This is a genomic window from Fretibacterium fastidiosum (assembly GCF_964642095.1).
Lineage (GTDB): Bacteria > Synergistota > Synergistia > Synergistales > Aminobacteriaceae > Fretibacterium > Fretibacterium fastidiosum.
On record NZ_OZ209244.1, the window covers coordinates 1,095,818 to 1,110,252 of the forward strand.

The 14,435-nt window shown below is 59.9% G+C and carries 12 protein-coding genes, 1 other RNA gene and 1 riboswitch; of the genes, 8 read left to right on the plus strand and 5 right to left on the minus strand.

What is annotated here, in order from left to right:
• Nucleotides 1-22: 22 nt before the first annotated feature.
• Nucleotides 23-1,576 carry an ABC transporter substrate-binding protein gene (locus ACK28C_RS04835; RefSeq protein WP_015556862.1) on the minus strand — a complete coding sequence of 518 codons (1,554 nt, stop codon included), beginning with the start codon at nt 1,574-1,576 and terminating at the stop codon, nt 23-25.
• A gap of 170 nt (nt 1,577-1,746) precedes the next feature.
• Nucleotides 1,747-1,995, minus strand: a riboswitch (cobalamin riboswitch).
• Between the two features lie 236 nt (nt 1,996-2,231).
• Between ACK28C_RS04835 and ACK28C_RS04840 the strand changes: the two genes are divergently transcribed.
• The 8 genes from ACK28C_RS04840 to ACK28C_RS04875 all read left to right on the plus strand — a co-directional run bounded on the left by ACK28C_RS04840 (nt 2,232) and on the right by ACK28C_RS04875 (nt 9,866).
• Nucleotides 2,232-4,232: an AAA family ATPase gene (locus tag ACK28C_RS04840; RefSeq protein WP_015556861.1), complete on the plus strand. Its 2,001-nt coding sequence runs from the start codon at nt 2,232-2,234 to the stop codon at nt 4,230-4,232.
• Nucleotides 4,229-5,284: a 5-methylcytosine-specific restriction endonuclease system specificity protein McrC gene (mcrC, locus tag ACK28C_RS04845; RefSeq protein WP_015556860.1), complete on the plus strand. Its 1,056-nt coding sequence runs from the start codon at nt 4,229-4,231 to the stop codon at nt 5,282-5,284. The genes ACK28C_RS04840 and mcrC overlap by 4 nt, the downstream gene beginning before the upstream one ends.
• A gap of 122 nt (nt 5,285-5,406) precedes the next feature.
• Nucleotides 5,407-5,880, plus strand: coding sequence for an SsrA-binding protein SmpB (smpB, locus tag ACK28C_RS04850; protein ID WP_015556859.1), 474 nt, complete (start codon nt 5,407-5,409; stop codon nt 5,878-5,880).
• 79 nt (nt 5,881-5,959) lie between these two features.
• Nucleotides 5,960-6,313, plus strand: a transfer-messenger RNA (tmRNA) gene (gene ssrA / locus ACK28C_RS04855).
• Between the two features lie 134 nt (nt 6,314-6,447).
• Nucleotides 6,448-6,678 carry a hypothetical protein gene (locus tag ACK28C_RS04860; RefSeq protein WP_409152535.1) on the plus strand — a complete coding sequence of 77 codons (231 nt, stop codon included), beginning with the start codon at nt 6,448-6,450 and terminating at the stop codon, nt 6,676-6,678.
• A complete protein-coding gene (locus tag ACK28C_RS04865) occupies nt 6,671-6,949 on the plus strand; it encodes a type II toxin-antitoxin system mRNA interferase toxin, RelE/StbE family (protein WP_015556857.1) in 279 nt (92 codons plus the stop codon). Before ACK28C_RS04860 ends, ACK28C_RS04865 begins: the two co-directional genes overlap by 8 nt.
• 332 nt (nt 6,950-7,281) lie before the next feature.
• On the plus strand, nt 7,282-8,424 hold the full coding sequence (locus ACK28C_RS04870; RefSeq protein ID WP_015556856.1) for an adenosylcobinamide amidohydrolase: 1,143 nt from the start codon (nt 7,282-7,284) through the stop codon (nt 8,422-8,424).
• A 53-nt stretch (nt 8,425-8,477) separates the two neighbouring features.
• Nucleotides 8,478-9,866 (plus strand): serine hydrolase, encoded by a 1,389-nt coding sequence (locus ACK28C_RS04875; protein ID WP_015556855.1) that lies wholly within the window; start codon nt 8,478-8,480, stop codon nt 9,864-9,866.
• Between the two features lie 82 nt (nt 9,867-9,948).
• On the opposite strand, the gene ACK28C_RS04880 is transcribed toward ACK28C_RS04875, so the two are convergent.
• The 4 genes from ACK28C_RS04880 to ACK28C_RS04895 all read right to left on the minus strand — a co-directional run bounded on the left by ACK28C_RS04880 (nt 9,949) and on the right by ACK28C_RS04895 (nt 14,419).
• Nucleotides 9,949-11,466: an ABC transporter substrate-binding protein gene (locus ACK28C_RS04880; protein ID WP_243440653.1), complete on the minus strand. Its 1,518-nt coding sequence runs from the start codon at nt 11,464-11,466 to the stop codon at nt 9,949-9,951.
• A 378-nt stretch (nt 11,467-11,844) separates the two neighbouring features.
• Nucleotides 11,845-12,441, minus strand: coding sequence for a hypothetical protein (locus tag ACK28C_RS04885; protein WP_015556854.1), 597 nt, complete (start codon nt 12,439-12,441; stop codon nt 11,845-11,847).
• Entirely contained in the window at nt 12,438-13,427 is a 990-nt protein-coding gene (locus ACK28C_RS04890; RefSeq protein ID WP_409152536.1) for an ABC transporter ATP-binding protein, read from the minus strand. The genes ACK28C_RS04885 and ACK28C_RS04890 overlap by 4 nt, the downstream gene beginning before the upstream one ends.
• Nucleotides 13,424-14,419, minus strand: a complete 996-nt coding sequence (locus ACK28C_RS04895) for an ABC transporter ATP-binding protein (protein WP_015556852.1) — start codon at nt 14,417-14,419, stop codon at nt 13,424-13,426. The genes ACK28C_RS04890 and ACK28C_RS04895 overlap by 4 nt, the downstream gene beginning before the upstream one ends.
• Between the last annotated feature and the right edge of the window lie 16 nt (nt 14,420-14,435).

Sequence of the window (14,435 nt, forward strand, 5' to 3'; positions counted from 1 at the left end):
CGGGGAGCGATCCCCCGCTGTCTCATTCGCTCCAGCTCCACTCGTTCAGGTTCTCCAGCCCCGCTCCGCCCTGGTTTCTGGATTTGACCCTTCCTAGCGGCGGTATCGTCAGTCCGTCGCGGACGAGGTAGTTGTCCTGGGGACAGGCAACGTACAGGAACGGCACGTCTGCGTCCGCCAGCTCTTCAGCCTGCTGCCACAGCCTGTCGCTCTCCTCCTGGCTTGTGGCGCGCAGCGCCCTGTCGATCAGGGCGTCGACCTCCGGGTTGGAGTACGAGGGCGGATTGCCGATCACGCCTTTGTTGATCTGCGAAGAATGGTAAAACAGATAGAAGTCCGAAGGGCTGGGGTAGCCGAACGCCCAGCACGTCGGCGTAGCGCGGGCGTGGCGCGCTTCAACCCAGGGTGCGGATTGAGGGATAATATGGATTCCAAGCGCTTTGGCGCTCTCCGCGACCGCCACGACCACGTTGTAACGAGGCATGTCGTTGCTGCGGCCCTTGATCGTGAACTCCGCCTTCAGGCCGTCCTTCTCCCGGATGCCGTCGCCGTCCGAATCCACCCAGCCGGCGTCCTCGAGGATCTTCTTTGCCTCCTCCAGGCGTCCGTCCTCGAACGTCCGCTTCGAGGCCCAGGGCAGCCAGCCTCCGCCGATGGTGAAGGAGGGCTTCCCCATTCCGCTCAACGCCTGATCGACCAGAAGCTGACGGCTGATGCCGACGTTCAGCGCGCGGCGGATGGCCGGGTCACAGGTCACGTTGTTACCCACCTTCTCATCTCCTGAGGCAACCCCTTCGGGGATGACGGGCAGGTTGATCGCCAGCGAGGTGAAGGTGTCGAGCGTCAGGAGCTTCATGCCCGGCACCTCCTGTTTTGTGGCCGCGAACTCCGCCGGAATGAAGACGAAGTCCAACTGTCCCGACTTCGCTGCAGCGAGCGTGGCGTCGTCGTCGACCTTGAGGATCGTCACCCGTTTGAAGGGGGACTTCCTGCCGTAATAGTGCGGATTGGGCTCCAAAATCATCTGCTGTCCGATCTGGAAGTCCACGATACGCCAGGCGCCTGAGCCCAGCGGCATGTCACCGTAGCCCTCCTTATAAGCGTGCTTCGGAACGATGCCGACGTAACTCAGGAGGTGCGGAAAGAACGACCATGGACGGGAGAGCGTGAACTCCACCGTTCGGTCGTCGAGCGCCCGAACGCTCTCCAACATCGAGAGGTCTGCGACCGATGCGGCGGCCTTCGTGCTCTCAAACGTGAAGACGATGTCCTCCGCTGTCAGGGGGTGGCCGTCGGCGAACTTCGCGTCCTCGCGAATTTCATACGTGTACCTCAGCCCGTCTTCGCTGACCTTCTCATCCGTTGCCAGGTCCTTTTCCAGCAGGTTGTCCTTGCCGGGTTTCAGCAGGTGGCAGTGAAAGATGTCGGGTCCCCAGACACCATACCCGCGGACGGGGTCGATCTTTCCCGCCATGGCGTTATCGCCGCCCGACAGGACGATCTCATCCTTCGCCAGGGCCGTGCCGCAGAGGAGCGCCATCGCGAGGGAAAGCGCCGCAAAAACCGTTTTCTTCATGTTTGCCTCCTAAAATTCCAAAAATAGTGCAAAACTCCTGCGGGCGGCAAGCCCGCACCTTTTGCGCGTCGCAGAGATAAAAACGCGCCGGCCCTCTGCGCTTCTGCAAGCGAGAAGGTCGGCGCGTCCGTTTTCACGCGCCAAGACGTCCGCCCTGGGCAGGGGGCCAACGTCCTCCAGAGAAAATGCGTAAGTCTCCTGACTTGCGATTCAGGGGGAGAGCCCCCAGCGCCCGATGCCTGCCTTCCCACGGCCTGATGCCGCAGTGACTGACGTTCGTCATGGCGTCCCGAAGAGACGCTTCAGCATGGGTTCACGCTTACAGTGCCGGCCGCGCGGGGACTCTCACCCCATTCCATCTACACCGTCCCCACCGTATCGCGCGTCGGACAGGGAGGACGATGACGCATTTCCATATACAAACAGCCTGTTTGTACAAGACGTCATTCTAATGGAACGCCCTCAAAAAAGCAACAAGGCCGCCGATCGTCTGCTGTCGCTCAACGGTCCTGTCACCCCGTTTTGGGGGATGGCGTCTGGCCTGAAGCAGTGGCGGGCGGCGTTGAGGTTCAATTTCCTGCCTTGATGATGGAGCGCTATAATAAAAGCACCTGGTTTTCGCTATAGCACGACAAGCATTTGAGAGGTGTTTGCCATGTTTGATCCATTTCGACTGAAGGATATACTGGTTGAGTACAAACGGAACTTCGTTTCAAAACAGTGGGAAAATGAGAAATACAAATGGGAAGCCGTGAAATGGTTTCAGGATAATTGGGATGTGAACGCAGTTGATTTTCCGGAGATGCTGAGTCGGTCTTTGGACAAAACCCTCAATTTACTGACTTCCGCAAATTACTTCCCGAAGGGCATGATCGTCGATTTCGCCAGGTCCGCTCATGAAGAGGTTCGTTCCATGTTCATTGCTCTGTTCGATGAGAGCAAGGATGTGTTTGAACGGATGGATGCTTTTAGTGCGCACTCGTCCATCCTCTTGAAGGAGTACGGGAGCGAGGACGCACAGCATTATCAGTATGAAAATTCCATCAGCACCTACTTGTGGCTCCGTTATCCGGACAAATACTACATCTACAAGTTCAGTGAAGCAAAAGCAGTTGCCAACGAACTTAACTCGAATTACCGTTTCAAAAAAGGCGCTTATGCCGATAATATCCGAAACTTCCTACGACTTTACGATGAGATCAGCCTGGCTTTAAAAGAAGATACCGAGCTGGTGAACCTCTTCGAATCGCAATTGACCGAGACGTGCTATTCCGATCCTGAGTTGAAAACTCTGACCATTGACGTTGGATTTTACATCAGCAGATATTATTCGCAAAAGGATGCCGCTGCTGCAAAGCCTGTTAAATGGTATGGTTCCGATTATGATTCCGGCCTTACTGTCGATGACTGGAGCAAACTCCTCGAGGACGAAACCGTCTTTACCACCAGTGCACTGGAAATCATGAAGCGCATAAAAGACTACGGCGGCATGGCATCCTGCACACAGCTTGCCATGAAATACGGTGAGACAAAAAATTTCTACAACGCCGGTTCATTCGGACTGGCAAAGCGCATTTGTGAAGCCACCGGCATTTCACCAAACACCAGAGACAATGGCTCCACACGGTGGTGGACGGTTCTTTACGTGGGCCGTAACGCTGATAAAAATGAAGAAGGCAGCTTCGTTTGGAAATTGAGGGATGAGCTTTCTGCGGCACTCGATAAGGCTGATTTGAGCAACGTTAAACTGTATGTTACTGCCGCATCGGGCGAAAAATATCCGGTTACAGTGGTGGCTCCCATTAACGCATACACAAAGAGTGATTTCCTTGATGAAGTTTACATGACGGAAAAACGTTATGAAAACCTTGTATCCGTTCTTCAAAATAAAAAGAATATCATCCTTCAGGGCGCTCCCGGCGTGGGAAAGACCTTTGCTGCCAGACGTCTGGCATGGTCTATGATGGGAGAAGAAGATGATAGCAGGATTGAATTCGTGCAATTTCATCAAAACTATTCCTATGAGGACTTCATGATGGGCTACAAGCCCGTAGAGGACGGTTTTGAGCTCAAGTATGGTATCTTTTATCGCTTTTGTGAGAAGGCCGCGAACCGATTGGATAAAGATTTCTTCTTTATCATTGACGAGATCAATCGTGGCAACATGAGTAAAATTTTCGGAGAGCTGCTTCTGCTCATTGAGAAAGACTATAGAGGCACCAAGGCAACATTGGCCTATAATGGACTTCCCTTCTCAGTTCCTAAAAATCTGTACATCATCGGCATGATGAATACAGCAGACCGCAGCCTGGCCATGATTGACTACGCTCTTCGTCGCCGCTTCAGCTTCTTTGAAATGGAACCGGGCTTCGATTCTGACGGCTTCATCCAGTATCAAAACAGCCTGAATAACGAAACACTGAATGAGCTGGTATCTAAGGTTAAGGAATTGAATCGGGAGATTTCTCTCGACAGGTCGCTGGGCAAGGGATTCTGCGTCGGCCACAGCTATTTTTGTGGCAGAGATGTTTGCACCAGGGACTGGCTGTATTCCATCGTCGATTACGATATTCTGCCGATGTTGAGTGAATATTGGTTTGACGATGTCAACAAGCTCCGACACTGGGAGAATATTTTACTGGGTGTGTTTCAATGATAAAGGATAGGAGCATCTTCATAAAAAACATATACTATATGCTTTCGTATGCCTTCACCGCGCTGAATCAAGGTGGTTATGAGGATGTCGCTACCGAAGAATTCGAGAACATACATAACCTTTTTGCGGCGGTCCTCGCCAAGGGTATCGGTCGCCAACTGAAGCAGGGCCTGTATCGAGAGTATCTAAATCGCAAAGAGGATGTGGCTGTGGTCCGTGGCAAAATTGATATGCCGAGAACCATTCAAAATCGCCTTGCCAGAAAGTGCATGCTGACCTGTGAGTATGATGAGCTGTCAGAAAACAATCTCTTGAATCAGATACTGAAAACGACCGTCATGCTCTTGCTCCGGCATACGAAGGTAGACCAGGAGTACAAGAGCAATCTGAAAAAAGAGATGCTGTTTTTTTCCAAGGTAAGTACGATTGATCCCACCACGATTAGGTGGTCAGCTATCCGTTTTCAGAGGAACAACAATACCTACCGTATGCTCATCGGCCTGTGCCAGCTCATTATTGATGGAATGCTGCTGACCACGGATTCCGGCGAGTATAAGCTGGCAGCCTTTGTTGATGAACAGCGTATGAATCGTCTCTACGAGAAGTTTATCCTCGAATATTATGTCAGGGAATGCCCGCAGGTGACGGTAACGGCCTCGCAAATTCCGTGGGCGCTTGATGATGGCAACGGAACAATGCTGCCGATTATGCAGAGCGATATCATGCTGATCAGGGGCAGCGAAGTCCTTATTATTGATGCCAAGTATTATAGGCGCACAACGCAGACGCAGTATGACGTTCACACGCTTCATTCCAACAATCTGTATCAGATTTTCACTTACGTAAAAAACACGGACACGAATTTCGGAGCCCAACCGCATAAGGTTTCCGGTATGCTGCTGTATGCAGCTACCGATGAGGCCATCCAGCCGAACAACGTTTATCAGATGAGTGGGAACCGAATAAGCGTAAAAACATTGGATTTGAACCAAAAGTTTTCACAGATTGCAGCTCAGCTGAATGCTATAATGGAGGAGCATTTTAGGAAGTAATAATTCCAGGAGGCGATTGCGCATAGCGGTGGCGGGCGGCGTGGCCACGAAGAAAAGCCTCTTGTCAATGCAAGATTGTGTGATAAAATAAAAAGCTAAATGAAATTGGGGAGGAGGATGAGATGCCGGAGAAGGCGAATAAGACGGTGGCCCAGAACCGTAAGGCAAGGCATGATTATTTTATCGTTGACGCTTTCGAGTGCGGGATCGTCCTGACGGGAACGGAGATCAAGAGCGTGCGTGCCGGAAACCTGAACCTCAAGGATTCCTACGCCTCTCTGGATGAAGGGGAGCTCTGGCTGGTGGGGATGCACATCTCTCCCTACGAGAAGGGGACGTATTACAATCATGAGCCGGAGCGGCGGCGCAAGCTGCTCCTTCACCGTCATGAACTGCTGCGGTTGAAGGGCAGGGTCCGCGAGAAGGGCTTGACGCTGGTCCCTCTCTCCGTCTATATTAAGGAGGGGCGGCGAGCCAAGGTGGAACTGGCCCTGGCGCGAGGCAGGACGGCACACGACAAGCGGGACGCCATTGCGGATCGGGACGCGAAGCGAGATATGGCGCGTGCCGTGAGGCACAACGGACGGTACGACTGAGAGGACGGCTCTTCCCGTCATGCCGATGGATCATCGTTCATGTGATCGGGAAGTTTTGGATGATAAAGCCGGTTTTATTGGGGGCGACAGGTTTCGACGGCGCGTGGAGTGCCTGACAGAGCAGGTCGAGTTACGTCCGTAATCCTCGTTAAACATTCGGGCAGACGAATAAACGTCGATAACGATTACGCATTGGCGGCTTAGGCCTGCCACGTCGAAGGATGAGCTCGTCTGTTGGCTCGCCGGAGACGTCATTTTAGACAGATGCTTCGCTCACAGTCGGATCTTGCTGGAGTGAAAAAGACAAGAGGTCTTGGAAAAAGGAAGGCCGTTTTCTGCCTCACCTTTGACGACAATTAAAAGAAAACTAAGCCTGTAGCGCTGTCACGCTGGCCCACGTCGGACGGGGGTTCAATTCCCCCCGCCTCCACCAACTGAATCCTCGGCGCAATCGTTAACGCGTCGGGGTTGATTTTAAAAAAAAGGGCCTTTCCCGACAGAAGGAAAGGCCCTTTTGGCAACAGAAGAGCGGAGAGAGAGGAGCTGGGAAAGATGAACGTGGCCCACATGGAAAACGTAAAGACCCGAAAAAGCCTGTACCGCCGTATCCACGCACTTTCGGAGGAAAACCTGCAATCCCTTGTCCATTACCTGAATGAGCTCGAAAGTGGAGAGGCCCAGGAGCCCAATGAAGAAACCGTTGCGGCGATGCGAGACGTTATTGCAGGACGCAATCTCAGCAAAACCTATGACAACGTCGATGAAATGATGAAGGATCTGCTGGGCTCAAATGCTTAAGCTCCGATTTTCGTCAAAAATACAAAAAGACCTAAAGTTGCTGTTAAAACGAGACTATGACTTATCCGCCTTTGATCGTGTCGTCAGGTTGCTGGCACAGAACGCCGCTCTCCCCGAGTCTTTGGGGGATCATCCTTTAAAGGGCGATTGGTCCGGCTTCAGGGAATGTCATATAACATCCGACTGGCTCCTGATTTACCGGGTTGAACGGGATACGTTGACCTTGGTTTTGGTGCGTACCGGTACGCATTCTGATCTGTTCAAAAAATAACCCGAACGAGCGACCTGTCGGAATGGGAGGACACAAAACGGGTTCGATGGATAAGTGGTCCACCAGAAGCGAAAATCCCTGAGTTTCAAGAGGGATTCAGACGATAGGGAAACCCCCTCGCCGAGGGGGTTTTTGCTTGTTTGTCCCGCCTTTGTATTTCACGATGCCGCGAGTCAATCCACGGCGGGTGAGGCCGTGGCGGGCGGATTATTATGGAGCGATTGGCTGGGGTATAATTTGGAGCGGGAGGTGAACGGGATGACCTCTGTCGATACGGCATTATGGCCCGCGGGGATGCCGGAGTTCCCGATTCCCCTGAGGACGTTTTTTGAATGAAGGTCTGGAGCTCGGCGTGCGGTGACGTGGCGAGGCGCCTGGGGGAGGCGGGCCGCGCTGTGGTGCTGGCCTTCGGTGGGCCGCGCCGCGTGCTGAGCACGTCGCCCTTCAACGGCGGCCTGCGCACGGACCTGCGGCAGGCCTTCAACTACAGCTACAGCATCAAGGGCGGCGAGTACTGCACGATGCGGGCTCCGACCTATGCGGAGCACCTGGCCCTGATCGCGCGGGAGATCGGGCTGAACCCCGCCGTCAGCGTCGGGCTCTCCACCTCCGCCAAAATGGGGCACCTGGCGATCCTGGAGGACGGCTGGGGGTCCGCTGAGGTCGCCGCGCTGGTGACCGCGGGGCTCGACGTCAACGCAGGGCGCTCCGGCGACCCGGCGGACTGGGACGAGGAGGCGGAGCGCCGGTCCGCGCCCCCGACGGGGACGGTCAACGTCATCCTGCACTTCAGTTGCGACCTCAGCGAGGGGGCTCTGACCCGCGCCCTGATCACCCTGACGGAGGCGAAGGCCGCCGCCCTTCAGGAGCTGGCCGTCCCCAGCCGCTACTCCCACGGCATCGCGACGGGGTCGGGGACGGACGGCGCCATCGTGGTGGCTAACGCAGCGAGTTCCCTGCGCCTCACCGATACGGGGAACCACAGCAAGCTGGGCTCGGCGGTGGGGCGCGTGGTGAAGGCCGCGGTGAAGGAGGCCCTGCGGCTGCAGAGCGGCCTGACGCCCCAGAGCCAGCACGGCATCCTGCGGCGCACGGAGCGCTTCGGGGTGACGGAGGAGTCGTTGTGGGAGCGCTATCGCCACGGGGGCGGGAGGCTGGACCGTGCGCGCTTCGCCGCGGCCCTGGCGGGGCTGGATGCCCGAGACGGCCTGCTGGCGTCCGTGTCCCTGATTGTACACCTGATGGATCAGGCGGAGTGGGGGCTGCTCTACCCCGACGAGGCGCTGTCCGCCGCGCTGAGGCTCCTGGCGGCGATGGGCGTTTGCGTCGCCCCCTCCGGATCGGTCCACGACGCTCATGACGCTGAGGAGGCCGTGGCCTTCATCGCGGGGGCGGTGTCGGACGCTCTGGTCCGGCTTGCGGTGGACAGCGGGAATTCCTGCGAGGGGCCCCTTGCGGGCAACGGCGCGGGATGATGGGGATACTATGAAAGGCCGGTTCCTGTCATGGACGGCGGAGGAGGAGCTTGATGAGCTTGAACAGCGATCTTGAGCGTCGGTACGAGGAGTATCTGGCGGAGGTGATGGAGGTTCACCGCGCCCGGGGCGTCGCCGTGGCCGTGATCGACCGGGTGGGGCGCACGCTTTGGCAGAAGTTGGCCGGATACCGCGACGCGGAGCGCCGCCTGGCGATCGACGAGGACACGATCTTCGGGCTGGCGTCCCTCACGAAATCCTTCACCGCCCTGCTGGTGACGCAGTTGGCCGAGCGGGGCTCTCTCTCCCTTCAGGACCCGGTGTCGGTCCATTGCCCCTCCTTCAGGGACGCGGGCCCGAACCCCGTGAGGCTGGCCCACCTCCTGAGCCACAGCGGCGGGTACTTCCCCCTGCCGCGGACGACGCTGGAGCCCGTGGCGAAGGAGTTGGGGCTCCCGCTTGACGGTCCGGAGGACCCGGCCTTCAGCGACGAGCTGGCCCGCGCTGGCGTCGACAGGGTGGCGGGGGCTATGAGCGCTGCGTCGGAGCGCGTCGGCGAGCCGGGGGAGTACATGAGCTACTGCAACGATGGATACGGCCTCCTGGCGGAGGTCATCCACCGCGCAAGTGGGGCGGGCAGCTACGCCGCCTGCGTGAGGCGGGAGGTCCTGGAGCCCCTGGGGATGACCCGCAGCTCCTGCGAGTTTCTGCGCCCCGCGCAGGACGCGAACGTCGCGAAGCTCTACTCCGAGGCGGCGCCGGAGGGGGACCTGAACTTCTGCCGCAACGCCTTCGTCCTCATGGGCGGCGGTGCCATGAAGTCCACGCTGGCCGACATGAAGAAGTACCTCCGCATGTACCTGAACGAAGGGGCCATTGATGGAGGCGGTCGTCTGGCTTCCGCCAGGGGCGTCCGCGCCATGTGCCGCCCGCGCATCCCAACGCGCAGCCAGCAGTTCTATGGCTACGGGCTCTCCATCAGCTTCCTTGAGGACGTCACGGTGATCCGCCACGGCGGCAGCCTGCCCGGCGTGTCCTCGCACATGGCCTGGTCTCCGGAGCTGGAGCGCGGCGTCGTCGTGCTGTGCAACACGGAGGACGTTCCCGTGTCCCTGCTGGCGGACGCGGCGCTGCGGCTATCCATGGGACTTGACCCTCGACCGGCGAGCCGCTGGCGCAGATGTCCCTGGACGGACGCGACCCTTCGAGCTGCCTGCGGACGGTACGAGTCGGGGGAGGGCGCAGACGTCCTGGTGGAGCGCGACGGAGAGGGCGTCGCCGTCACAAACAGCGGCAAAGTTATGGAGGTCCTCATGGTGCACCCCTTCCGGGCGGTGTTGCGATCCGGCCTGTCCGAGACGGAGTTTCGGCTCCACTTCGGCGAGGACGGGGAGGTGTGGGGCGCCCGGCTGGGGGACCGCATCGTCAAAAAACGGTCCTGAAGCGTCGGCGACCGACGACGAAACGGCAGGGGCCTGGGCAAATGCCCAGGCCCCCTCGTCGTCGTTTTGAGGTGCCGATGCGCTACTCGTAGTACACGCCGTCAAGACGGTTGATGATGCCGCGGTAGAAGTTGTCCGCGCCCTTCAGGGCCTTGTTGGTGCCGTAAAGGGTGTCGGCGATGGCGAGGTAGCACCACGGGTTCAGCTCGTTCACGCGGTCGCAGAAGCGCTTGTAGATCTCCGCGCGCTCCGGGCCGTCCGCCGTGACGGTCCCCTTGTCCAGCAGCTCGTCCACCTCGGCGTCCTTCAGCCAGACGCGGTTGGAGGGCCCTGCGAACTTGGAGTGCATGGCCGCCTTGATGTAGGCGTCCGGGTCCGGGTTGATGTCGGAGGCGGACCAGCCGATCATGAAGACGGGCAGCTTGCCGGCCTTCAGCTGATCCAGGAAGGTGCCCCACTCCAGGACCTGGATGTCGACCTTGATGTCCAGCTCGGCGAGCATGTTCTGGATGACCTCGGCGTAGTCCTTGCGCTGCTTGTTCTCGTTGGTGTAGATGGTGAAGGCAAGGTCCTTGACGCCGGCCTTGTCCAGCATCTCCCTGGCCTTGTCGGGGTCGTACTCCACGGGGACGGGCTCGGGGAAGTAGTTGTTGATGGGCAGGAGCGGGCTGGTGGGCACGCGGCCCAGCCCCTGATAGACCACGTCCAGAGCGGCCTCGCGGTCGATGGCGATCGTGATGGCCCGGCGGACCTCGGGTTTGTCGAAGGGCGGCGTCTGGGTGTTGAAGCCCATGTAGGTGATGGACAGGCCCGGCTTGTTGTAGACGCTGACCTTGCCCTCCTCCTGCAGGCGCTTGAAGTCGCTGGTGGGAAGGCCGTAGGCGATGTCGATGTTCCCCGTCTCAAGCTCGATGACGCGGCTCGTGGTCTCCGGAATGGTGCGGATCTTGAGCGTCTTGAACTTCGGCTTCTCGCCCCAGTAGTCCTCGAAACGCTCGAAGGTGATGTGGTCGCCCTTCAGCGCGGAGACGAACTTGAAGGGGCCGGTGCCGATGGGCTCCTTGCCGTAGTCCTCGCCTGCGGCCTCCACGACCTTCTTGTTCATGATGTAGGAGGAGGAGTGGTTCAGGTAGGCCAGGAAGCCGGCCATGGGGGCGGAGGACTTGACCTGGAACGTGTACCGGTCGATGACCTTGAGCCCCTCGGGGTCGATGTTGGCGCCGTAGGACTTCACGGCCGCAGCCTTCGGCGTCGTCATGCGGTGGAGCGTGAACACGGCGTCCTCGGCGGTCAACTCGTCGCCGTTGTGGAACTTAATGCCCTTGCGCAGCGTGATCTCCCACGTCGTCGGGTCCAGTTGCTTCCAGCTCTCCGCCAGGTATCCGACGAGCTTCTTGTCCGGCGAGAACTCGAACAGCGGTTCGTACATCTGGATCAGGGCGCAACTGGACGAGGTGTCGTTCGCCATCTGGGGGTCCAGGGACTTCGCGTCCGACGCCGTGCCCACGACGATCTCGTCCTTGGGCGCCGCTGCGGCGACGCCGCAGGCCAGGGCTGCGAACGCCGCAGCCAACAGGAACAGAAAAACGCGCTTCTTCAAAACAGAACACTCCTTCCGGGTAGTATAAGGCCTCACAGAGGCCCTATGATCCATCGTTAAAGGGCGCCGCGTCATTCATGCCCAATCGCGTCTGACAACGCGGTTCGCCTCCCCTGCAAGGGGAGGTGGTTCGCGCCAGCGAACCGGAGGGGTTGGTCCTCAGGCTCACACTCCCCAAAATAACCCCTCAGTCTCGCCCCTTCAGGGCTCGACAGCCCCCCTTCCAGGGGGGCCTGAAAACGCGCCGCTTCGTTTTCGCCTCCCCTGCAAGGGGAGGTGGCCCGAAGGGCCGGAGGGGTCGCCTTTCACACTCAACGATAACCCCTCAGCCCCTTCGGGGCAGCCCTCACAGGGGCGCCAGGAGCCCTGAGCGTTTTTTTAACGCGAACTGGCATCGGTCTTCTTCCGGTGCGTCTCCGCGTAGAGCAGCGCCTGGTCGTAGGTGGCGTCGTCCGGGCAGTAGACCCGCATCAGCACGCCCCGACGGCCCCTCAGGAGGAGGACCCGCATCGCGTCCATGGGCTGCACCGTCGTCACGTCCTCCCATCGGGCGCGGCGCTCTGTGCTGCGGATGACCTCCAGGACCGGATCGATGGGGTAGCCCGTGAAGTGCAGGCGCCGCCCGTCCGCGGCGCGGGGGCTGCACCTCATGTTGTCGCAGAAGGCGTCCTCCTCGTCGAAGCGGTAGAGCGCCGCGTAGCGGTTCCTCATGACGACGAAGCAGACGACCCCGAACAGCCCCAGAAAAGCCAGGACCAGGTAGCCCGACACCAAGGCGGCCCCCTTGACGTGGGAGGCGTCCACGTAGCCTCCGAACCCCGCCTGAAGCGCCAGGAGGGAGAGCCAGCTCACGGACCAGCCGACGGTCAGCAGGATGGAGAGGTCCAGCAGGATCAGGGGGTTCGTCCCCAGCGGCACGCCGACGTACCAGCGCAGCCGTGAGGGAGGGGAGCCTTCGGTCCGTTCCCCGCTCATGAAGATCGGCTCCGGGTCAGACGCCCGGCGAAGCGGCAGGCCACGAAGTGCCCCGGCTCGTACTCCGTCAGGGGCGGCGTCCCCTCCAGGCACTCGTCCTGACGGTAGGCGCAGCGCCCCATGAAGCGGCAGGAGCCGGGCGGGTTGATGGGGCTCGGCACGTCGCCCTCCAGGATGATCCTCTGGCGGCGCCCGCTGAGGCGCGCCGTCGGCACGGCGGAGAGCAGCGCCTGCGTGTAGGGGTGGACGGGGTTCTTGAACAGGGTGGTGTTGTCCGCCTTCTCCACGACCTGTCCCAGGTACATCACGGCCACCTCGTCGGAGACGTAGCGCACCACGCTCAGGTTGTGGGAGATGAAGAGGTAGGTGTAGCCCCTCTCCTTCTTCAGCTCCTCCAGAAGGTTCAGCACCTGGGCCTGAATGCAGACGTCCAGCGCCGAGACGGGCTCGTCCAGGACGATGAAGTCCGGGTCCAGGGCCAGGGCTCTGGCGATGCCGATCCGCTGCCGCCGTCCGCCGTCCAGCTCGTGGGGAAAGGAGGTGATGAGGCGTGAGGCCAGCCCCACGGTGTCCATCAGTTTTTTGACGCGGGCGTCCAGCTCCCGGTGGGGGCAGGCCCGGTTGATGACGAGAGGCTCCGCGATGAGCTGCGACACCGACATGCGCGGGTTCAGGGACGAGAAGGGGTCCTGAAAGACGATCTGGGCCCTGCGGCGAAACTCGCTGCGCTTCGCCCCCGTGAACTTGAGGGAGTCCTGGCCGTCGAAGAGCACCTCGCCGTCCGTGGCCTCGATCAGGCCGATGACGACGCGCCCCAGGGTGGACTTCCCGCAGCCGGACTCGCCCACCAGCCCCAGGGTGCAGCCCCTGGCGATGGAAAGCGAAACGTCGTCCACGGCGTGGAGCAGGCCTCCGTGTACGCTGAAGTATTTTTTGAGTCCCCGGATATCGAGAAACGTCTCCGGGGCAGCCTTTGCGCCGCTCATAGCCTGGCTCCTCCCTCGATCTTCTTCGGAAAGTGACAATCGACGAAATGCCCCTTTTCCACCTCGACCATGCCGCAGGCCCTCTCGAAGCAGACGGGCTGGGCCTGGGAGCAGCGCGGAGAGAAGCTGCATCCCGCGGGCAGGTTCGTCGGGTCGGGCGGGAGGCCTGGGACCACCGCTAGCTTCTGGCCGAGGGGGGTGTCCAGGTCGGGCACGGCGTCAAAGAGCCCGTGGGTGTAGGGGTGCAGCGGGTTCCCGTAGAGCTGACGCAGGTCCGCGTACTCCACGAGGCGCCCCGCGTACATGATGGCGACGCTGTCGCAGGTCTCCGCCACGATGCCGAGGTCGTGGGTGATCAGCAGCATGGAGGTCTTCACCTTCTGCTGGAGGTCCTTGATCAGCTCCAGCACCTGCGCCTGAATGGTGACGTCCAGGGCCGTGGTGGGCTCGTCCGCGATGAGCAGACTCGGCCGGCAGGCCAGGGCGATGGCGATGCCCACGCGCTGGCGCATCCCGCCGGAGAACTGGTGGGGGTAGTCCTTGGCCCGCTCCGTGCGGATCCCCACGAGCCCCAGCATCTCGTAGGCGCGGTCCCGGACCTCCCGCCCCTTCAGGTCCGTGTGCAGGGAGATCATCTCCATGATCTGCTCCTCGACGGTCATGATGGGGTTCAGGGAGGTCATGGGGTCCTGGAAGATCATGGCGATCTGGCTGCCGCGCATGTGGCGCCGCTCCGCGTCCGTCATCTTTCGGACGTCCTGCCCCTTGAACAGGATCTCGCCGCCCGTGACCTCGCCGGGGGGCGACTGGATGAGCTGGAGGATGGCCAGGGCCGTGGTGGTCTTGCCGGCCCCCGTCTCGCCCACGAAGCCCAAGGCGTGTCCCTCCCGGAGCTGGAGGTTGAGGTGGTTGACGGCGTGCACCACGCCGGAGTCCGTGTCGAACTGGACGGACAGGTCGCGGACGTCGAGGAGCAGATCGTTGCCGTTCATCGTCGTTCCCCTCCCG